The 19,390-nt window shown below is 72.5% G+C and carries 17 protein-coding genes; 15 read left to right on the top strand and 2 right to left on the bottom strand.

Annotation, left to right across the window (positions count from 1 at the left end; all coding sequences use genetic code 11):
• The first annotated feature begins 24 nt into the window (after positions 1-24).
• From ACFWEE_RS26575 to ACFWEE_RS26540, 8 genes are all read left to right on the top strand, one after another.
• Positions 25-1,134 carry a quinone-dependent dihydroorotate dehydrogenase gene (locus tag ACFWEE_RS26575; RefSeq protein ID WP_386892776.1) on the top strand — a complete coding sequence of 370 codons (1,110 nt, stop codon included), beginning with the start codon at positions 25-27 and terminating at the stop codon, positions 1,132-1,134.
• Positions 1,131-1,967, top strand: coding sequence for an orotidine-5'-phosphate decarboxylase (pyrF, locus tag ACFWEE_RS26570; RefSeq protein WP_386892775.1), 837 nt, complete (start codon positions 1,131-1,133; stop codon positions 1,965-1,967). The genes ACFWEE_RS26575 and pyrF overlap by 4 nt, the downstream gene beginning before the upstream one ends.
• Positions 1,968-2,228: 261 nt before the next feature.
• Positions 2,229-2,552 (top strand): integration host factor, encoded by a 324-nt coding sequence (locus ACFWEE_RS26565; protein ID WP_327174683.1) that lies wholly within the window; start codon positions 2,229-2,231, stop codon positions 2,550-2,552.
• A gap of 38 nt (positions 2,553-2,590) precedes the next feature.
• A complete protein-coding gene (gmk, locus tag ACFWEE_RS26560) occupies positions 2,591-3,208 on the top strand; it encodes a guanylate kinase (RefSeq protein ID WP_327174682.1) in 618 nt (205 codons plus the stop codon).
• Positions 3,209-3,331: 123 nt separating this feature from the next.
• A complete protein-coding gene (gene rpoZ / locus ACFWEE_RS26555) occupies positions 3,332-3,604 on the top strand; it encodes a DNA-directed RNA polymerase subunit omega (protein ID WP_003970369.1) in 273 nt (90 codons plus the stop codon).
• 171 nt (positions 3,605-3,775) lie between these two features.
• On the top strand, positions 3,776-4,981 hold the full coding sequence (coaBC, locus tag ACFWEE_RS26550) for a bifunctional phosphopantothenoylcysteine decarboxylase/phosphopantothenate--cysteine ligase CoaBC (protein WP_386892772.1): 1,206 nt from the start codon (positions 3,776-3,778) through the stop codon (positions 4,979-4,981).
• Between the two features lie 238 nt (positions 4,982-5,219).
• Positions 5,220-6,440, top strand: a complete 1,221-nt coding sequence (metK, locus tag ACFWEE_RS26545) for a methionine adenosyltransferase (protein ID WP_327174679.1) — start codon at positions 5,220-5,222, stop codon at positions 6,438-6,440.
• A gap of 129 nt (positions 6,441-6,569) precedes the next feature.
• Positions 6,570-8,714: a primosomal protein N' gene (locus ACFWEE_RS26540; protein WP_386892771.1), complete on the top strand. Its 2,145-nt coding sequence runs from the start codon at positions 6,570-6,572 to the stop codon at positions 8,712-8,714.
• Between the two features lie 134 nt (positions 8,715-8,848).
• On the opposite strand, the gene ACFWEE_RS26535 is transcribed toward ACFWEE_RS26540, so the two are convergent.
• Entirely contained in the window at positions 8,849-9,400 is a 552-nt protein-coding gene (locus ACFWEE_RS26535) for a hypothetical protein (RefSeq protein ID WP_386892769.1), read from the bottom strand.
• A gap of 331 nt (positions 9,401-9,731) precedes the next feature.
• Between ACFWEE_RS26535 and fmt the strand changes: the two genes are divergently transcribed.
• The 4 genes from fmt to ACFWEE_RS26515 all read left to right on the top strand — a co-directional run bounded on the left by fmt (position 9,732) and on the right by ACFWEE_RS26515 (position 14,122).
• On the top strand, positions 9,732-10,664 hold the full coding sequence (fmt, locus tag ACFWEE_RS26530; protein WP_386892768.1) for a methionyl-tRNA formyltransferase: 933 nt from the start codon (positions 9,732-9,734) through the stop codon (positions 10,662-10,664).
• A gap of 91 nt (positions 10,665-10,755) precedes the next feature.
• On the top strand, positions 10,756-12,189 hold the full coding sequence (locus ACFWEE_RS26525) for an RsmB/NOP family class I SAM-dependent RNA methyltransferase (RefSeq protein WP_386892767.1): 1,434 nt from the start codon (positions 10,756-10,758) through the stop codon (positions 12,187-12,189).
• A gap of 121 nt (positions 12,190-12,310) precedes the next feature.
• Positions 12,311-12,994, top strand: coding sequence for a ribulose-phosphate 3-epimerase (gene rpe / locus ACFWEE_RS26520; protein ID WP_386892765.1), 684 nt, complete (start codon positions 12,311-12,313; stop codon positions 12,992-12,994).
• Between the two features lie 132 nt (positions 12,995-13,126).
• The gene (locus ACFWEE_RS26515) at positions 13,127-14,122 is read left to right on the top strand and encodes a sugar-binding transcriptional regulator (protein WP_386892791.1); all 996 of its coding nucleotides are present in this window, start codon (positions 13,127-13,129) and stop codon (positions 14,120-14,122) included.
• A 139-nt stretch (positions 14,123-14,261) separates the two neighbouring features.
• On the opposite strand, the gene ACFWEE_RS26510 is transcribed toward ACFWEE_RS26515, so the two are convergent.
• Positions 14,262-15,305 (bottom strand): terpene cyclase, encoded by a 1,044-nt coding sequence (locus ACFWEE_RS26510; RefSeq protein ID WP_386892763.1) that lies wholly within the window; start codon positions 15,303-15,305, stop codon positions 14,262-14,264.
• 330 nt (positions 15,306-15,635) lie between these two features.
• Between ACFWEE_RS26510 and ACFWEE_RS26505 the strand changes: the two genes are divergently transcribed.
• From ACFWEE_RS26505 to ACFWEE_RS26495, 3 genes are all read left to right on the top strand, one after another.
• A complete protein-coding gene (locus ACFWEE_RS26505; protein ID WP_386892762.1) occupies positions 15,636-17,102 on the top strand; it encodes a GuaB1 family IMP dehydrogenase-related protein in 1,467 nt (488 codons plus the stop codon).
• A gap of 188 nt (positions 17,103-17,290) precedes the next feature.
• On the top strand, positions 17,291-18,748 hold the full coding sequence (locus ACFWEE_RS26500) for an aldehyde dehydrogenase family protein (protein WP_386892760.1): 1,458 nt from the start codon (positions 17,291-17,293) through the stop codon (positions 18,746-18,748).
• A gap of 160 nt (positions 18,749-18,908) precedes the next feature.
• The gene (locus tag ACFWEE_RS26495; protein WP_327174670.1) at positions 18,909-19,367 is read left to right on the top strand and encodes an Lrp/AsnC family transcriptional regulator; all 459 of its coding nucleotides are present in this window, start codon (positions 18,909-18,911) and stop codon (positions 19,365-19,367) included.
• Positions 19,368-19,390: the final 23 nt, after the last annotated feature.

The following is a 19,390-nucleotide window of genomic DNA, read 5'->3' as shown; positions in this document are numbered from 1 at the left end:
CCCCTCTTCGTGAGGACACCTTCGATGTACAAGTTCTTCTTCCAGCTGGTCTTCAAGCGGATGGACCCCGAGCAGGCCCACTACCTGGCCTTCCGGTGGATCCGTCTCGCCGCCCGTACCCCCGTCCTGCGGACGTACGTCGCCGCGGTGCTCGCCCCGCGGTACACGTCCCTGCGCACCGAGGCCCTCGGCCTGCGGATGCACGGCCCCTTCGGTCTCGCCGCCGGCTTCGACAAGAACGCGATCGCGATCGACGGCATGGCGATGCTCGGCTTCGACCACGTCGAGATCGGCACCGTCACCGGCGAGCCGCAGCCCGGCAACCCCAAGAAGCGGCTCTTCCGCCTCGTCGCCGACCGGGCCCTGATCAACCGCATGGGCTTCAACAACGAGGGCTCCGCCGCCGTCGCCGCCCGCCTCGGCGCCCGCAACCCCGTCTTCCGCACCACCGTCGGCGTCAACATCGGCAAGACCAAGGTGGTCCCGGAGGCCGAGGCAGCCGCCGACTACGTGAAGTCCACCGAGCGCCTCGCCGCACACGCCGACTACCTCGTGGTCAACGTCTCCTCGCCCAACACCCCCGGCCTGCGCAACCTCCAGGCCACCGAGGCGCTGCGCCCGCTGCTGACCGCCGTGCGCGAGGCCGCCGACCGCACCGTGACCGACCGCCGCGTCCCGCTCCTGGTCAAGATCGCCCCCGACCTCGCGGACGAGGACGTCGACGCCGTCGCCGACCTCGCCGTCGAACTCGGCCTCGACGGCATCATCGCCACCAACACCACCATCGCCCGCGACGGCCTCGGCCTGCACTCGCCCGCCTCCCTGACCGGGGAGACCGGCGGACTCTCCGGCGCCCCGCTCAAGGCACGCTCCCTGGAGGTCCTGAGGAGGCTGTACGAGCGCGTGGGCGACCGGATCACCCTGGTGGGTGTCGGAGGCATCGAGAACGCCGAGGACGCCTGGCAGCGCATTCTGGCCGGAGCCACGCTCGTCCAGGGGTACAGCGCCTTCATCTACGAGGGCCCGTTCTACGCCCGCGCGATCCACAAGGGGCTGGCCGCCCGGCTCGCCGCATCCCCGTACGCCACGCTCGCCGAAGCCGTCGGCGCCGACACCCGGAAGGCCGCACAGTGACCCTCGAACCCTTCGGCGCCCGCCTGCGCCGCGCCATGGACACCCGCGGGCCGCTCTGCGTCGGCATCGACCCGCACGCCTCGCTGCTCGCCTCCTGGGGCCTGTCCGACGACATCGCGGGCCTGGAGCGCTTCACCCGTACGGTCGTCGAGGCGCTCGCCGACCGGGTCGCCGTCCTCAAGCCGCAGTCCGCGTTCTTCGAGCGCTTCGGCTCGCGCGGCGTCGCCGTCCTGGAGACGGCCGTCGCCGAGGCCCGCTCGGCCGGAGCGCTCGTGCTCATGGACGCCAAGCGCGGCGACATCGGCTCCACCATGGGCGCCTACGCGGCCACCTATCTGGACAAGGACTCGCCGCTCTTCTCGGACGCGGTCACCGTCTCGCCCTACCTCGGCTTCGGTTCGCTGCGCCCGGCGCTGGACGCCGCCGCCGTCTCCGGCGCGGGCGTCTTCGTGCTGGCGCTCACCTCCAACCCGGAGGGCGCCGAGGTGCAGCGCGCGACGGCGGCCGACGGCCGCTCGCTGGCCCAGCTGATGCTCGACCACATGGCCGCCGAGAACGCCGGGGCCGAGCCGCTGGGCTCGGTCGGCGCGGTGGTCGGCGCGACCCTCGGGGACGCCGGGGTGAACCTGGCGATCAACGGTCCGCTGCTCGCTCCGGGCATCGGCGCCCAGGGCGCGACCCCGGCCGATCTGCCGGGCGTGTTCGGCGACGCGGTGGGCAACGTGGTGCCGAGCGTGAGCCGGGGTGTGCTGCGTCACGGACCCGACGCGGCGGGTCTGCGGGAGGCCGCCGAACGCTTCGCCGACGAGGTCCGTACGGCGGTTCACGGATAGTTGAATGCGACACATAACAGCGCGTTGACGAATTCCTGAGCAAAATCCCGGCCTTTATGCCGGAAATGTCCTGGTCGGCCAAGGCTGACCAGGACTTTTCGTTCGTTCTCGCTGACTCCGGAGCGGTTGGCCGCTAGTCTCCGTCGAGAGCCAACGAGCACAGGTTGTTGTTCGTGCCGTTGTTCGTGGCTCGCCAGGTGTGGGGCGACAGGTTCCTCACCGGTCCGTATCCGACAGATCGACATCCGAGGTGACGTAGGCGTGGCTCTTCCGCCCCTTACCCCTGAACAGCGCGCAGCCGCGCTCGAAAAGGCCGCCGCGGCTCGCCGGGAGCGGGCCGAGGTCAAGAATCGACTCAAGCACTCCGGCGCCTCGCTCCACGAGGTCATCAAGCAGGGTCGGGAGAACGACGTCATCGGCAAGATGAAGGTCTCCGCACTCCTTGAGTCCCTGCCGGGCGTGGGCAAGGTCCGCGCCAAGCAGATCATGGAGCGGCTCGGGATCTCCGAGAGCCGCAGGGTCCGGGGTCTCGGCTCCAATCAGATCGCATCCCTGGAGCGAGAGTTCGGCGGCACCGCCGCCTGACGTTCTCAGGCACCCCTGAGAACCTGGATAATCGCTGCATGGCTGCAACATCCCGGGGGACGTCCCCCGTACCCCCGGACGTACGTCCGCGGCTGACCGTGCTCTCCGGCCCCTCCGGGGTCGGCAAGAGCACGGTCGTCGCGCATATGCGCAAGGTCCACCCCGAAGTCTGGCTCTCGGTGTCGGCGACGACCCGCAAGCCGCGACCCGGCGAGAGCAACGGCGTCCACTACTTCTTCGTGGACGACCAGGAGTTCGACAAGCTGATCGCCAACGGCGAGCTGCTCGAATGGGCGGAGTTCGCGGGCAACCGCTACGGCACCCCCCGCCGGGCCGTGCTCGACCGGCTGGAGAACGGCGAGCCGGTGCTGCTGGAGATCGACCTCCAGGGCGCCCGGCTGGTCCGCGAGTCGATGTCCGACGCGCGGCTCGTCTTCCTGGCGCCGCCGAGCTGGGACGAGCTGGTCCGCCGGCTCACCGGCCGGGGCACCGAGCCGCCGGAGGTGATCGAGCGCAGGCTCGCCGCCGCCCGGGTCGAACTGGCCGCCGAGGCCGAGTTCGACACCACCCTCGTCAACACCTCCGTCGAGGACGTGGCACGCGAGCTGCTAGCCTTGATGCTTCAGGCTTCCGACCACCGTGCCACGAGCGACTGAGGAAGCGACGCGAACGGCCCCACGGCCGGCGCCGAGTGTCAGCCGCACCGCACGGATCACCGCCGGCCGGCAGCCGCAGCATCAAAGATTTCTTTGATCTACACCCCCTTCGGAAGGCAGAGAGTGTCCTCTTCCATCACCACGCCCGAGGGCATCATCAACCCGCCGATTGATGAGCTCCTCGAGGCCACCGACTCGAAGTACAGCCTCGTGATCTACGCCGCCAAGCGCGCGCGCCAGATCAACGCGTACTACTCGCAGCTCGGTGAAGGCCTCCTCGAGTACGTCGGTCCGCTCGTCGACACCCACGTCCACGAGAAGCCGCTGTCGATCGCGCTCCGCGAGATCAACGCCGGCCTGCTGACCTCCGAGGCCATCGAGGGCCCCGCGCAGTAAGCAGCCGCACCTCCTGCCGCGGGCGGGAGATACGCACCTTCACCCCGGGCCCGGCGGATCATCCGCCGGGCCCGCGGTGTGTCCGGGACCGGAGGGTCTCGGCCCGCCCGACGACGGGCCGCGGAGGTGGGGCAGCATGGAAGGACACCGAGCCGAGTGCGGGGAGACGCAGTGGAGAAGCCGAAGGTCGTTCTGGGGGTCAGCGGAGGCATCGCCGCGTACAAGGCGTGCGAGCTGCTGCGACGGCTGACCGAGTCCGGGCACGACGTGACCGTGGTGCCCACCGCGGCCTCGCTGCACTTCGTCGGCGCCGCCACCTGGTCCGCGCTCTCCGGGCACCCCGTCTCCACCGAGGTCTGGAACGACGTCCACGAGGTGCCCCACGTGCGCACCGGACAGGCCGCCGACCTCGTCGTGGTCGCCCCGGCCACCGCCGACATGCTCGCCAAGGCCGCCCACGGCCTCGCCGACGACCTGCTCACCAACACCCTGCTCACGGCCCGCTGCCCGGTCGTGTTCGCGCCCGCCATGCACACCGAGATGTGGGAGCACCCCGCCACCCAGGAGAACGTCGCCACCCTGCGGCGCCGGGGCGCCGTGGTCGTCGAGCCCGCGGTCGGCCGGCTCACCGGCGTGGACACCGGCAAGGGGCGGCTCCCCGACCCCGCCGAGATCTTCGAGATCTGCCGCCGGGTGCTGGCGCGGGGCGTCGCCGCGCCCGATCTCGCGGGTCGCCACGTGGTGGTCAGCGCCGGAGGCACCCGGGAGCCGATCGACCCCGTCCGCTACCTGGGCAACCGTTCCTCGGGCAAGCAGGGGTACGCCCTCGCGCGCACGGCCGTCGCCCGCGGCGCCCGGGTCACCCTGGTCGAGGCGAACACCGGTCTGCCGGACCCGGCCGGCGCCGACGTGGTGCACGTGGGGACCGCGGTCCAGCTGCGGGAGGCCGTACTGAAGGCCGCCGCCGACGCGGACGCGGTGGTGATGGCCGCCGCCGTCGCGGACTTCCGGCCCTCCGCGTACGCCACGGGCAAGATCAAGAAGCGCGACGACCAGGCGGATCCGGTCATTGAACTCCTGCGGAATCCGGACATCCTCGCCCAGCTCTCCACCGAACGGACCGCACCCGGACAGGTGGTCGTGGGATTCGCCGCGGAGACCGACGACGTGCTCGCCAACGGGCGCGAGAAGCTCCGCCGTAAGGGGTGTGACCTCCTCGTCGTCAACGAGGTGGGGGAGCGCAAGACCTTCGGGTCGGAGGAGAACGAAGCGGTGGTCCTGGCCGCGGACGGAGGCGAGACGGCCGTGCCGTACGGGCCCAAGGAGGGCCTCGCCGACACTGTGTGGGACCTGGTAGCCGCTCGTTTCCCGGAGTAGATTCACCCCCGCCGTACCCGTGGTCGGGACCAAGGAGAAAATAGGGCTCCAGAGTGCTTCCGCGGGAGAGTCCGACCCCCGAATTCGCCAGTGCCGCACGTCACAGAGCTCCCAAGGGGCGAGACGCGTGGCCCAACCGTCGGAAGCGACCGATAAACTGGTCGCGGAACGTGCCGGGCGCAGCTCCCGACCGTCCACCCATGATCAGCCAGCAGCCGCTGCAACCCCAGGGAGCGATGTGTCCCGCCGTCTCTTCACCTCGGAATCCGTCACCGAGGGTCACCCCGACAAGATCGCTGACCAGATCAGCGACACGATTCTCGACGCCCTCCTGCGCGAGGACCCCACCTCGCGCGTCGCCGTCGAGACCTTGATCACCACTGGTCTGGTGCATGTCGCGGGTGAGGTCACGACCAAGGCTTACGCCGACATCCCCAACCTCGTGCGCAACAAGATCCTGGAGATCGGCTACGACTCCTCCAAGAAGGGCTTCGACGGCGCCTCCTGCGGCGTGTCGGTGTCCATCGGAGCGCAGTCCCCGGACATCGCCCAGGGTGTCGACACCGCGTACGAGAAGCGGGTGCTGGGTGCGGCGGCCGTCGAGGACGACGAGCTCGACAAGCAGGGCGCCGGCGACCAGGGACTGATGTTCGGTTACGCCTGCGACGAGACGCCCGAGCTGATGCCGCTCCCGATCTACGTGGCGCACCGGCTCTCCCGCCGGCTCTCCGACGTCCGCAAGAACGGCACCATCCCCTACCTGCGCCCCGACGGCAAGACGCAGGTCACCATCGAGTACGACGGCGACAAGGCCGTCCGCCTCGACACGGTCGTGGTGTCCTCGCAGCACGCCTCGGACATCGACCTCGACTCTCTGCTCGCCCCCGACATCCGCGAGTTCGTCGTGGAGCACGTGCTGGCGCAGCTCATCGAGGACGGCATCAAGCTCGACACCGAGGGCTACCGCCTCCTGGTCAACCCGACCGGCCGCTTCGAGATCGGCGGCCCGATGGGCGACGCCGGCCTCACCGGCCGCAAGATCATCATCGACACCTACGGCGGCATGGCCCGCCACGGTGGCGGCGCCTTCTCGGGCAAGGACCCGTCGAAGGTGGACCGTTCGGCCGCGTACGCCATGCGGTGGGTGGCCAAGAACGTCGTCGCCGCCGGGCTCGCCGCCCGCTGCGAGGTGCAGGTCGCGTACGCGATCGGCAAGGCCGAGCCGGTCGGTCTGTTCGTCGAGACCTTCGGCACCGCCGCGGTCGACACCGACAAGATCGAGCACGCCATCGGCGAGGTCTTCGACCTCCGCCCGGCCGCGATCATCCGCGACCTGGACCTGCTCCGCCCGATCTACGCCCAGACGGCGGCCTACGGCCACTTCGGCCGCGAGCTCCCCGACTTCACCTGGGAGCGCACCGACCGGGTCGACGCGCTGCGCGCCGCCGCCGGTCTCTGATCCCGCGGTCCGCACGCGGACCCGCGCACGCACGTACGGCCGGGGCCCGGACACCGTCACCACGGTGTCCGGGCCCCGGCCGTTGCCGTGCGCCGCGCACTGTCGGACCCCTCTGGTAGGAAGGTGGCTGTGAGCAGCGAGGACGAGCGGGCGGACGAGCCCGGGGACGGCATGCCGGAGCAGCTTGCGCTCATCCGGGAGACCGTGCGCCGGGCGAAGGTGCCGCGCGCCAAGCCGCGCACCTGGCGCGGCGCACCGCTCGCCGCCGAACTGCCCGTCGCCCGGGTCCTGGTGAACAAGGGCGTGCTCCACCTCGACCAGTACTTCGACTACGCGGTGCCCGAGGAGCTCGACGCCGACGCACAGCCCGGCGTCCGGGTGCGGGTGCGCTTCGGCGCCGGCGGACGCCAGGTCCGCGGCGGCCGGCGCGAGGGCGGCGGGCTGATCGACGGGTACCTCGTGGAGCGGCGCGCCGAGTCGGACTACCAGGGCACGCTGGCCGCGCTCGCCTACGTCGTCTCCCCGGAGCCGGTCCTCTCGCCGGAGCTGCTCGGGCTGGCGCGCGCGGTCGCCGACCGGTACGCCGGCAGCCTCGCCGACGTGCTCCAGCTCGCGGTGCCGCCGCGCAACGGCCGCGCCGAGAGCAAGCCCTCGCCCCCGCCGCTGCCGCCGCCCCCGCCCCCCGCCCCGGGCAGCTGGGAGCGGTACGCCCAGGGGCCCGGGTTCCTGCGCGCGCTCGCCGGGGGCGGCGCCCCCCGGGCCGTGTGGACCGCCCTGCCCGGACCCCACTGGCCGCACGAGATCGCCCGCGCCGTCGCGGCCACCCTCGCCTCGGGACGCGGCGCGCTCGTCGTCGTCCCCGACGGCCGGACGGCCGGACGGGTCGACGCCGCGCTGAGCGCACTGCTCGGCCCGGGCCTGCACGCCCTGCTCACCGCGGAGTCCGGCCCGGAGAAGCGGTACCGCCAGTGGCTCGCCGTCCGGCGCGGCTCGGTGCGGGCCGTCGTCGGGACGCGGGCCGCGATGTTCGCGCCCGTCGCCGACCTGGGCCTCGTCGTGATCTGGGACGACGGGGACTCCAGCCACAGCGACGACAACGCCCCCTTCCCCCACGTCCGGGAGGTGCTGGAGCTGCGGGCCGCGCACGCGCGGTGCGGGTTCCTCCTCGGCGCCGCCGGCTGCACGGTGGAGGCCGCGCAGCTGGTCGAGACCGGCTGGGCCCTGCCGCTGGCCGCCACCCGCGACCACGTACGGCGCACCGCCCCGATGATCCGCACCATCGGCGACGAACAGCTTGCCCGGGACGGTGCCGCGCGCACCGCCCGGCTGCCCAGCCTGGCGTGGCAGACCGCGCGCGACGGGCTGCGCGACGGCCCCGTGCTGGTGCAGGTCCCGCGCCGCGGATACGCCCCCCGGCTCGCCTGCGAACGCTGCCGCACCCCGGCCCGCTGCCGGCACTGCGCCGGACCGCTCCAGGCCCAGGACCAGCGGGAACTCGACTGTGCCTGGTGCGGACGGCCCGAGCACGCCTGGCAGTGCGCCGCGTGCGGTTCCACCCGGTTGCGCGCCCGGATCGTCGGGGCCCGGCGGACGGCGGACGAACTCGGCCGCGCCTTCCCCAAGGTGCCGGTCCGCACCTCGGGGCGCGACCACGTCCTGGACGAGGTGCCGGGCGAGCCCGCCCTCGTGGTGAGCACCCCGGGCGCCGAACCCGTCGCCCAGGGCGGTTACGCCGCGGCGCTGCTCCTCGACGGCTGGGCCATGCTCGGGCGGCCCGACCTCCGGGCGGGCGAGGAGGCGCTGCGCCGCTGGATCGCCGCCTCCTCACTGGTCCGGAGCCAGGAGGAGGGCGGCACCGTGGTCGTCGTCGCCGAGCCGACGCTCGGCCCCGTCCAGGCCCTGGTGCGGTGGGACCCCGCAGGGTTCGCCCGCCGGGAGCTCGCCGAGCGGGCCGAGCTCGGTTTCCCGCCCGTCTCCCGGATGGCCTCGGTGACGGGCACACCCGGCGCGCTCACCGCGTTCCTGGAGAGCGCGAACCTGCCGCCGGAGGCCGAGATCCTCGGTCCCGTACCGGTGCCTTCCGCCGGACCGGGCCGACCACGCCGGGCCGGGGACGCGCCACACGGCGAGACGTGGGAGCGGCTGCTGATCCGCGTGGTCCCCGGACGCGGCGCCGCGCTCGCCGCAGCGCTGAAGACGGCTCAGGCGGCGCGGACCGCCCGGGGCGGCGCGGAGCCCGTACGCATCAGGATCGATCCGCCCGACATCGGCTGAGGCCGGGCGGGCGCCTGGCGGGCCGGGCCGGGCCGGTGGCGCGTCAGCGGTGGTGCGGAGGCCGCCGACCGCCGGCCGTGCCCGTCGGCCGTCATGCGTCGGCCGCCGTCCGTCAGCCGCGGCCCGGCGGCCGGTCAGCCGTTGCGCGGGCCGGGGAAGACGCCCGGCCGCATCTCCCCGCGCAGCGACGCGCCCGGCGCGGGCTGCGGAGGCATCGAGCGCGCCGCGGGCACGGACGGCACCGGGGTGCCCGCACCGGGCGGCGTCCCCGGTTCGGCGGTGGCCGGCGCGGAGCGTCCGGCCGTGGCCTCGGCGGATTCCCCGGCGGGCTGCGGAGTCGTACGGCGCGCGCCGTAGCGGCGGTGCACCGCCTGCTTGGTGACGCCCAGGGCCGAACCCACCGCGTCCCAGGAGAATCCCAGCGAACGGTCGAAGTCGACCGCCGCGGTGACGAGCGTCTCGACGCTGTCCCGCAGCTCCTGGGCCAGACGGACCGTGGGGGCCGGGGCCCGTCCGTAGACCACGAAGCCCGCGGACGGCCCCGAGCGGCGCGGACGGTAGACGTTGCCCAGCTGCGCGGTGAGGGTGCGCAGCGCGTCCACCTGCCGCCTGACCCGCTCGATGTCCCGCACCAGGAGATGCAGACTGGCCCGCGCTTGGGCGTCGTGCGTTGCGTGGTCGGCCATGAAGAAGCCTCTCGAACCGGCGTTGAAAGGGATCGGGCCGCCGCAGCGCGGCGACTCGCTTCGGTCAATCTCCTTTGACCAACGCCCGACCCGCCCTTGTGGTCACGCTCTCCGGTCGTTTCCACATGTGCGCCGGGCGTACGCCGCGTGTGCGCCCCCTGGCTTGATCTTTGAGCAGTGGGTCCGAACGGGGTGTCGTACCGGGCACCGGCCCCCGGTCGGCGGACGCCGACGGACCCGCCCCCGGGCGGACGGCGCTCGTTTCACCACACGCTCTAGACTGGTGCGTCGCTCGTCACCGTAAGCCCGCCCGAGAGGCAGTCAGCCACCCATGAAGCTCGTCTTCGCAGGCACCCCCGAGGTAGCAGTCCCCGCCCTGGACGCTCTGATCGCCTCCGGCCGCCACGAGGTGGCCGCCGTGGTCACGCGTCCCGACGCACCGGCGGGCCGGGGGCGGCGGCTGGTCGCCAGCCCGGTCGCCGAGCGCGCCGAGGAGGCCGGGATCGAGGTACTCAAGCCGGCCCGCCCGCGCGACGAGGACTTCCTGGCCCGGCTGCGGGAGATCGCCCCGGACTGCTGCCCGGTCGTCGCCTACGGCGCGTTGCTGCCGAAGTCCGCCCTGGACATCCCCGCCCACGGCTGGGTCAACCTGCACTTCTCGCTGCTCCCCGCCTGGCGCGGCGCCGCCCCCGTCCAGCACTCCGTGATGGCCGGGGACGAGGTCACCGGCGCCTCGACCTTCCTGATCGAGGAGGGCCTCGACTCGGGACCCGTCTACGGGGTCCTCACCGAGGAGGTCCGCCCGACCGACACCAGCGGCGACCTGCTGACCCGGCTCGCCTTCGCCGGATCGGGGCTGCTCGTCGCGACGATGGACGGCATCGAGGACGGCACCCTGCACGCGGTGCCCCAGCCGGCCGACGGGGTCACCCTCGCGCCGAAGATCACCGTCGAGGACGCCCAGGTGCGGTGGTCGGCACCCGCCCTGCGGGTCGACCGGATCGTGCGCGGCTGCACCCCGGCCCCCGGCGCCTGGACGCTCTTCCGCGGCGAGCGCCTCAAGCTCGTCCAGGTCACCCCGGTGACCGACCGCCACGACCTCGCCCCGGGCGAGATCTCGGCGGCCAAGAAGAACGTGTACGTGGGCACCGGCTCGCACGCCGTCGAACTGCTCTGGGTCCAGCCCCAGGGCAAGAAGCCCATGCTGGCCGCCGACTGGGCGCGCGGTGTCCGCATCGCCCCCGGTGAGCTGCTCGGACTCTGAGGCCCCGGCCGCACGGCGGTTCCGCGCGCCGCGCGGGGGCGACGTAGGCTGGGCGGGTTCGCCCCCTCACCATCAGCGGAGCACCTTTCACGTGAACGACCAGCCTCGTCGCCGTCCCGCCCAGCCCCACCGCCGCCCCAAGAAGGACCCGGTGCGGTTCCTGGCCTTCGAGGCCCTGCGGGCCGTCGACGAGCGGGACGCCTACGCCAACCTCGTGCTGCCCCCGCTGCTGAAGAAGGCCCGCGCCAAGGGCGACTTCGACGGCCGCGACGCGGCGCTGGCGACGGAGCTGGTCTACGGGACACTGCGCCGGCAGGGCACGTACGACGCGATCGTGGCGGCCTGCATCGACCGACCGCTGCGCGAGGTCGACCCGCCGGTGCTCGACGTCCTCAACATGGGCGTGCACCAGCTGCTCGGCACCCGCATCCCCACCCACGCCGCCGTCTCCGCCAGCGTCGAGCTGGCGCGGGTGGTGCTGGGGGAGGGGCGCGCGAAGTTCGTCAACGCGGTGCTGCGCAAGGTCACCGCGAAGGACCTGGACGCCTGGCTCGACCAGGTCGCGCCGCCCTTCGACGAGGACGCCGAGGCGCACCTCGCCGTCGTCCACTCGCACCCGCGCTGGGTGGTCTCCGCGCTGTGGGACTCCCTCGGCGGCGGCCGGGCCGGGATCGAGGACCTCCTCGAAGCCGACAACGAGCGCCCCGAGGTGACCCTGGTCGCCCGCCCCGGCCGGTCCACCACCGGTGAACTCGTCGAGGCCCTGGGCGAGGAGCAGTCGCTCCCCGGCCGTTGGTCCCCCTACGCCGTACGCATGGCCGAGGGCGGCGAGCCCGGTGCGCTGGCCGCCGTGCGCGACGGCCGGGCCGGTGTGCAGGACGAGGGCAGCCAGCTCGTCGCCGCCGCCCTCGCCAACGCCCCGCTGGAGGGCGAGGACACCCGCTGGCTCGACGGCTGCGCCGGTCCCGGCGGCAAGGCCGCGCTGCTGGCCGCGCTCGCCGCGGGCCGGGGCGCCGCCCTGCTCGCCGCCGAGAAGCAGCCGCACCGCGCCCGGCTCGTGGAGCGGGCGCTGGCCGGCAACCCCGGCCCGTACCAGGTGATCACCGCCGACGGGACCCGCCCGCCGTGGCGGCCCGGCAGCTTCGACCGCATTCTCATGGACGTGCCGTGCTCCGGCCTGGGCGCGCTGCGCCGCCGCCCCGAGGCGCGCTGGCGCCGCAGGCCCGAGGACCTGGAGGGCTTCGCGCCGCTCCAGCGCGGGCTGCTGCGCGAGGCGCTGAAGGCGGTACGGGTCGGCGGGGTCGTCGGCTACGCGACCTGCTCGCCCCACCTCGCCGAGACCCGGACCGTGGTCGAGGACGTCCTGAAGGGGCGCGGCGGCGACCCGGTCGAGGCGGAGTGGGTGGACGCCCGCCCCCTGATGCCGGGTGTCCCCGCGCTGGGCGACGGCCCCGACGTGCAGCTCTGGCCCCATCTGCACGGCACCGACGCGATGTACCTCGCCCTGCTGCGGCGCACGGGCTGACCGGCCGGCCGAGCGGTCGGCGGGTCCCGGACGGCCGGCGTTGCCCGAACCGTGACCACCCCGTGAGGCTTTGGGGCTCCCCGTGGCGGGGAAGCGGTCCGGAGCATGGCAGGCTTGGGGCATGGCCCAGATCAACCCCAGCATCCTCTCCGCCGACTTCGCCCGCCTCGCCGACGAGGCGAGGGCGGTTCAGGGCGCCGACTGGCTCCACGTCGACGTGATGGACAACCACTTCGTGCCCAACCTGACGCTCGGTGTGCCCATCGTGGAGTCGCTGAGCCGGGCCACCGACACCCCGCTCGACTGCCACCTCATGATCGAGAACCCGGACCGCTGGGCGCCCCAGTACGTCGAGGCGGGCGCCGGCTCCGTCACCTTCCACGTGGAGGCGGCGGCGGCCCCGGTCCGGCTGGCGCGGGAGATCCGGGCCAAGGGCGCCCGGGCGTCGATGGCGCTCAGGCCGGCGACGCCCATCGAGCCGTACGAGGACCTGCTCCCCGAGCTCGACATGCTGCTCATCATGACGGTGGAGCCGGGCTTCGGCGGGCAGGCGTTTCTCGACATCATGCTGCCGAAGATCCGCCGCACCCGGGACCTGATTTCCAAGCACGGGCTCGACCTGTGGCTGCAGATCGACGGCGGGGTCTCCGAGGAGACCATCGAGCGCTGTGCCGAGGCGGGCGCCGACGTCTTCGTCGCGGGTTCGGCGGTGTACGGGGCGTCCGACCCGGCGGCGGCGGTGCGCGCGCTGCGGGCGAAGGCGGAGGCGGCGACGGCCACCGCGCCCTGGGCGTGCGGCCACTGAGCCAAGGGCAGATGAACGCGGCCCGACGCGGCCGATCAAGTTCGCCGGATCTGACAGGATGAGCGGCGTAGCGGGCATGTGAACAGCAGTGAGGAGATCGCGGTGTCTGGCATCTCGGCGGGTCGGTCAGCCATGCGGATGGGCCCCGCGGAGCTCGTGCAGGCGGCGGCCATGGCTCGACGGTTCTATCTGGAGGGGAAGTCCAAGATCCAGATCGCCGAGGAGTTCGGCGTCAGCCGCTTCAAGGTGGCCCGGGTCCTGGAGACGGCCCTCGAGCGTGATCTCGTGCGCATCGAGATCCGGGTGCCGGCCGAGCTGGACGCGGAGCGCTCCGACGCCCTGCGCTCCCGGTACGGGCTGCGCCACGCGGTCGTCGTGGAGTCCCCGGCGGACGAGCAGGACGACGCCCCCGACCCGGAGAACCTGGGCGAGGTCGCGGCCGATCTGCTCGGCGAGCTGGTGACCGAGGGCGACGTCCTCGGCCTGGCCTGGGGCCGGTCCACCATCCACATGGCCGCGGCGCTCGACCAACTGCCGCCGTGCACGGTGGTCCAGCTGACGGGTGTGTACGACGCGGGCACGGCCGAGCGCGGGTCCGTGGAAGCGGTCCGCAGGGCCGCACAGGTCTCCGGCGGTGAGGCGCACCCCATCTACGCGCCGATGCTGCTGCCGGACCCGGCCACCGCCGCCGCGCTCCGCAACCAGACGGGGATCGCGCGCGCCTTCGACTACTTCGACAAGGTCACCGTCGCCGCGGTCTCCATCGGCTCCTGGGAGCCGGGCATCTCCACCGTCCACGACATGCTGTCGGACGACGAGCGCTCCCACTACGCCTCCCTCGGCGTCGCGGCCGAGATGTCCGCCCACCTCTTCGACGCCGAAGGGCGCCGGGTCGGCCGTGATCTGGGCGAGCGCTGCATCACCGTGGAGGCCGACCGGCTGCGCCGCATCCCCGAGGTCGTCGCCATCGCGGGCGGCCAGCGCAAGGCGGCGGCCATCGGCGCGGTGCTCCGCTCCGGCCTGGTGACCAGCCTGGTGACGGACACGGCAGCCGCCGAGTACCTGCTGACCGAGTCGGCCGCCGGAATCCGGCCCGCGCTGGAGCGCGCCGACCCGGACGGCCACTGACGGATCTCCGTACACGGGCTTCGTACACGGGCTTCGTGCACGGGCTTCGTGCACGGGCTTCGTGCACGCGCTTCGTTCACGGCAGAGGCCGGCACCCCGCGACGGGGTGCCGGCCTCTGCCGTACGGGGCGAGGGGTGTTCAGCCGCTCGCGTGGCCCGCGTGGTCGGCTGCGATGCCGAGCACGGCCTCCTCCAGGTACTGCCCGGGCTCCTCGTACTGGCTGACGTCGGCGGGGTTGTACCGGGGCGTCTGCCGGGACCAGTCGAGGTTGCCGCGCATCCAGCTGCGCATGCCGTCCAGATAGGGCACGAGCAGGCCGGTCAGCTGCGGGTACAGCTCCAGCAGCTCGTCCTCCGCCGTCAGGAACCTCTCCGTCTCCGTGGCGATCCGGTCAGCGACCAGGTCGAGCGCCTCCTGCTCACCGAGCCCGCGGTGGTGGCGGACGAGGTGGACGAGGTTGTGGATCTCGCCGAGCACCTGCTCCTTCTCGTAGGAGTAGACGTCGTTGGCCCAGCACACCACGTTGCACGAGGCTTCGAGCGCGGTGATGAACCGGGGGTCGTTGTGGATCGACTCGGGGGCCTCGATGCCGGCGACGATCTCTATGAGGTCCATGCAGACGTGGATCGCCCCGGTGTGACGCCGCTTGGCTATGTACGTCTCCTCGGAGGGGACGATGTCGTCCGCGCGGTTCCCGGCCTCCCAGGTCGTGGCCGTGGTGAGGTACGCGACCAGGTGGAAGGCGAAGCGGGTGCGCCAGTGCGGGGCCACGCCCGGAGTGGTGCGTTCCCACAGGTCGGCCAGGGCCACGACGGCCCGGGGCAGGTCCTCGTCCGGCTCCGGGCCCGGGGCGGTGCCGTCCACCACGGCACGCATCCGGGCGACGACGTCCCGCACCCGCTCGGGGTCGCGGCCGAGATGGCCGTCGTCGAGCTGGTCGTCGACGAGGAACAGCCAGACGAACCAGTCGGCCACCAGGTCCAGTTGGCCGGCATCCGCCGTGGGGTGGACCATGCCGACGAAGGCGGCGAAATCGGCCTGTTCGAACCGCTCGCGCGCGGACTCGCGGTGCACCAGCCCGGTGCGGCGCGTCCAGCGGTCGAGGTGGATTCGGGTATGCCCGACGTGCGGATTCGTGCGCTGGGGGAACGGGCAGTAAATGTCCGGCAGTTCACTTTCCACGGGCGGTCCGGGTCCTCTCCGGTCGTTCGCGTGACGGGCGGCCAGGGATGTTCCCATCGGTGTCCCGGATGCCCCCAAGACCTGCGGATGGTGAAACTACCTGACTGCTTGTCACCCGGTCCAGCCTGGGAGATCACCACATATTCGAATTACGTTCGATTGTCCGGGGGTGGTGTGTACGCGCTACCGGATCGGGGTAGGTTCCGCCGGTCGAGGTATGCTCCCGGCCACCACCGCCGCGGGCTCTTGGAGGAATCTACGAGCAGCGGTGGACATTGCTGTGCCTTTTCCGGGGCGACCTGCGGCGATTCCCGTGGAAGCATGGGTGTCATGCGTTTTCTCGAACCTGGCACCGGCCGTTACTCAGACACCCCGTCCGTCCCGTACGACCTCACGTACGACGACGTCTTCATGGTTCCGGGGCGTTCCGCGGTCGGATCGCGCCAAGGAGTGGACCTTTCCGCGCCCGACGGCACCGGGACGACCATCCCGCTGGTGGTGGCCAACATGACCGCCATCGCCGGCCGTCGGATGGCCGAAACCGTCGCCCGTCGCGGCGGCCTCGTCGTCATCCCGCAGGACATTCCGATCGAGGTCGTCACCGAGGTCATCTCCTGGGTCAAGACGCGCCACCTCGTCCTCGACACCCCGATCGTGCTGGCCCCCGGCCAGACCGTCGCGGACGCCCTCTCGCTGCTGCCCAAGCGCGCCCACGGCGCGGGTGTCGTGGTGGACGAGGACGGCAAGCCGGTCGGTGTCGTCACCGACCACGACCTCACCGGCGTGGACCGCTTCACGCAGCTCTCCGAGGTCATGTCCAGGGACCTGGTCGTGCTGGACGCGGACATCGACCCCCGCGAGGCCTTCAACCGGCTCGACACGGCCAACCGCAAGCTCGCCCCCGCCGTCGACGCGGAGGGCCGGCTCGTCGGCATCCTCACCCGCAAGGCCGCGCTCCGCGCCACCCTGTACACCCCCGCCACCGACGCCGAGGGCCGGCTGCGCGTCGCCGCCGCCGTCGGCATCAACGGAGACGTCGCGGGCAAGGCCAAGCAGTTGCTGGACGCCGGGGTGGACACCCTCGTCGTGGACACCGCCCACGGTCACCAGGAATCCATGATCAACGCGGTCCGCGCGGTCCGCGCGCTCGACCCGCGGGTCCCGATCGTCGCGGGCAACATCGTCGCCGCCGAGGGCGTGCGCGATCTCGTCGAGGCGGGCGCGGACATCATCAAGGTCGGCGTCGGCCCCGGCGCCATGTGCACCACCCGGATGATGACCGGCGTGGGCCGGCCGCAGTTCTCGGCGGTCCTGGAGTGCGCCGCCGAGGCGAAGAAGTACGGCAAGCACGTCTGGGCGGACGGCGGCGTCCGCCACCCGCGCGACGTGGCCATGGCCCTCGCGGCCGGTGCGTCCAACGTGATGATCGGCTCCTGGTTCGCCGGTACGTACGAGTCCCCCGGAGACCTCCAGCAGTCCGCCGACGGCCGGTACTACAAGGAGTCGTTCGGCATGGCCTCGGCCCGCGCGGTGAAGAACCGCACGTCCGACGAGTCGGCGTACGACCGCGCCCGCAAGGCGCTCTTCGAGGAGGGCATCTCGACCTCGCGGATGTTCCTCGACCCGTCGCGCCCCGGCGTCGAAGACCTGATCGACTCGATCATCGCGGGCGTCCGCTCGTCCTGCACCTACGCCGGTGCCGCGTCGCTGGAGGAGTTCGCCGAGAAGGCGGTCGTGGGCGTGCAGAGCGCCGCCGGATACGCGGAGGGCAAGCCCCTCCACGCCAGCTGGAGTTGAGCCGAGGGGTCGTGCCCGACCCGAGCAACTCCTGTGCCCCCCCGCGGTGATCGAACGCGGGGGGCACAGTCGTGCGCGCACTGTCCGGTCACGGCCCTTCGACGGCCGGTCTGTTGCTTCAACTCCATGGCGGCGTAAGTAATATGAGTCCCGTTCAGTCACCCGCCCACTCTGCGGTAAGGGATCTCATGTCCTTCTTCACTGACCTGGCCCACCAGTACATCGACGGCGAGTGGCGGCCCGGCAAGGGCTCCTGGGACATCATCGACTTCAACCCGTTCGACGGGGAGAAGCTCGCCTCCATCCCGGTCGCCACGGCCGAAGAGGTGGACCAGGCCTACCGCGCCGCCGAGCGTGCCCAGCGGACGTGGGCCGGGACCAACGCGTACACCCGGCGCGGGGTGCTGGAGAAGGCGCTGCGGATCGTGGAGGAGCGCGAGCCCGAGATCGGTGACGCGATCGTCGCCGAGCTCGGCGGGACCCGCCTCAAGGCCGCCTTCGAACTGCACCTCGCGAAGGAGTTCCTCCGCGAGGCCGTCCAGATCGCACTGCGCCCCACCGGCCAGCTGCTGCCCTCCCCGGTCGAGGGCAAGGAGAACCGCGTCTACCGCGAGCCGGTCGGCGTGGTGGGCGTCATCAGCCCGTTCAACTTCCCCTTCCTGCTCTCCCTGAAGTCGGTCGCCCCGGCGCTCGCCCTCGGCAACGCGGTCGTCCTCAAGCCCCACCAGAACACCCCGATCGTCGGCGGCACGCTCATCGCCAAGATCTTCGAGGACGCGGGTCTCCCGGCCGGTCTGCTGAACGTCGTCGTCACCGACATCGCCGAGATCGGCGACGCCCTGCTGGAGCACCCCGTCCCGCAGGTCATCTCCTTCACCGGCTCGGACAAGGTCGGCCGGCACGTGGCGACCGTCGGCGCCGCCCATCTCAAGCGGGTCGTCCTGGAGCTCGGCGGCAACAGCGCGCTCATCGTCCTGGACGACGCCGACATCGACTACGCCGTCGACGCCGCGGTCTTCAGCCGCTTCGTCCACCAGGGTCAGGTCTGCATGGCCGCCAACCGCATCCTGGTCGACCGGTTGGTGGAGGCCGAGTTCACCGAGAAGTTCGTCGCCAAGGTCGCCTCCCTGACCGTCGGCGACCCGGCCGACCCGGCCACCCAGATCGGCCCGCTGATCAACTCCACCCAGGCCGAGGCCGTCACCAAGCTGGTCGAGCAGACCATCGCCGGGGGCGCCACCGCACTGCTGCGGGGCACCACGGACGGCAACCTGGTCGGCCCGTCCGTGCTCACCGGCCTCTCCGCCGACTCGCCCGTGCTCCAGCAGGAGATCTTCGGCCCGGTCGCGCTGATCGTGCCCTTCGACGGCGAGGACGAGGCCGTCCGGATCGCCAACGACACGCCGTACGGCCTGAGCGGCGCCGTGCACACCGAGGACATCGAGCGCGGGGTGCGCGTCGGGCAGCGCATCCACACCGGCATGATCCACATCAACGACGGCACCGTGAACGACGAGCCCATCGTCCCGTTCGGCGGCGTGAAGAACTCGGGCCTCGGCCGCCTCAACGGCGAGTCGACGATCGACTCCTTCACCACCCAGAAGTGGATCTCGATCCAGCGGGGGCGCACGCAGTTCCCCTTCTGACCGCTCCGTGGCACCGGTGCGCGGGACGCTCCGCGAGCTCCCGCCGCCACGCCGGGGGGCGTCCCGGCGGACGAGAGGCACCAGGGGCGCCCGTGGTCTACTGCGGGGGCGGCGATCGCCGCCCCCGCAGCAGCCCTCGCAGAGAAGTGAACCGCCCGACGTGCGCCTGAACGACCTCGACGAACGCATCGTCCACGCCCTCGCCGAAGACGCCCGACGCTCCTACGCCGACATCGGCGCCCTCGTCGGCCTGTCCGCACCCGCCGTGAAACGCCGCGTCGACCGGCTCCGCGACCAGGGGGCGATCACCGCGTTCACCGTGCGGGTCGACCCCTCCGCACTGGGCTGGGAGACCGAGGGGTTCATCGAGATCTTCTGCAGCCGCAACACCTCTCCCGAGGCCATCAGGAGCGGGCTCTCCCGCTACCCCGAGATCGCCTCCGCCTCCACCGTCACCGGCGAGGCGGACGCCGTCGTCCAGGTCTTCGCGGCGGACATGCGCCACTTCGAGCAGGTGCTCGAACGCATCGCGAGCGAGCCCTACGTGGAGCGGACGAAGTCGGTCCTGGTGCTCTCCCCGCTGGTCCGCCGGTACGTGTCCGGCCCGCCGGCCGAATGAGCCGGGTGGGAGCCGCCGCCGCG

The organism is Streptomyces sp. NPDC060184 (assembly GCF_042728795.1).
GTDB lineage: Bacteria > Actinomycetota > Actinomycetes > Streptomycetales > Streptomycetaceae > Streptomyces.
The sequence above is the reverse complement of the archived record's forward strand: the minus strand, read 5'-3'. Positions and strand labels throughout refer to the sequence as shown.

Coding starts and splice junctions, on each gene's coding strand:
- rpe (WP_386892765.1), top strand. CDS start 12,311: ATGGCCCAGATCAACCCCAGCATCCTCTCCGCCGACTTCGCCCGCCTC.
- ACFWEE_RS26500 (WP_386892760.1), top strand. CDS start 17,291: ATGTCCTTCTTCACTGACCTGGCCCACCAGTACATCGACGGCGAGTGG.
- ACFWEE_RS26535 (WP_386892769.1), bottom strand. CDS start 9,400: ATGGCCGACCACGCAACGCACGACGCCCAAGCGCGGGCCAGTCTGCAT.
- ACFWEE_RS26575 (WP_386892776.1), top strand. CDS start 25: ATGTACAAGTTCTTCTTCCAGCTGGTCTTCAAGCGGATGGACCCCGAG.
- ACFWEE_RS26515 (WP_386892791.1), top strand. CDS start 13,127: ATGCGGATGGGCCCCGCGGAGCTCGTGCAGGCGGCGGCCATGGCTCGA.
- gmk (WP_327174682.1), top strand. CDS start 2,591: ATGGCTGCAACATCCCGGGGGACGTCCCCCGTACCCCCGGACGTACGT.
- ACFWEE_RS26505 (WP_386892762.1), top strand. CDS start 15,636: ATGCGTTTTCTCGAACCTGGCACCGGCCGTTACTCAGACACCCCGTCC.
- fmt (WP_386892768.1), top strand. CDS start 9,732: ATGAAGCTCGTCTTCGCAGGCACCCCCGAGGTAGCAGTCCCCGCCCTG.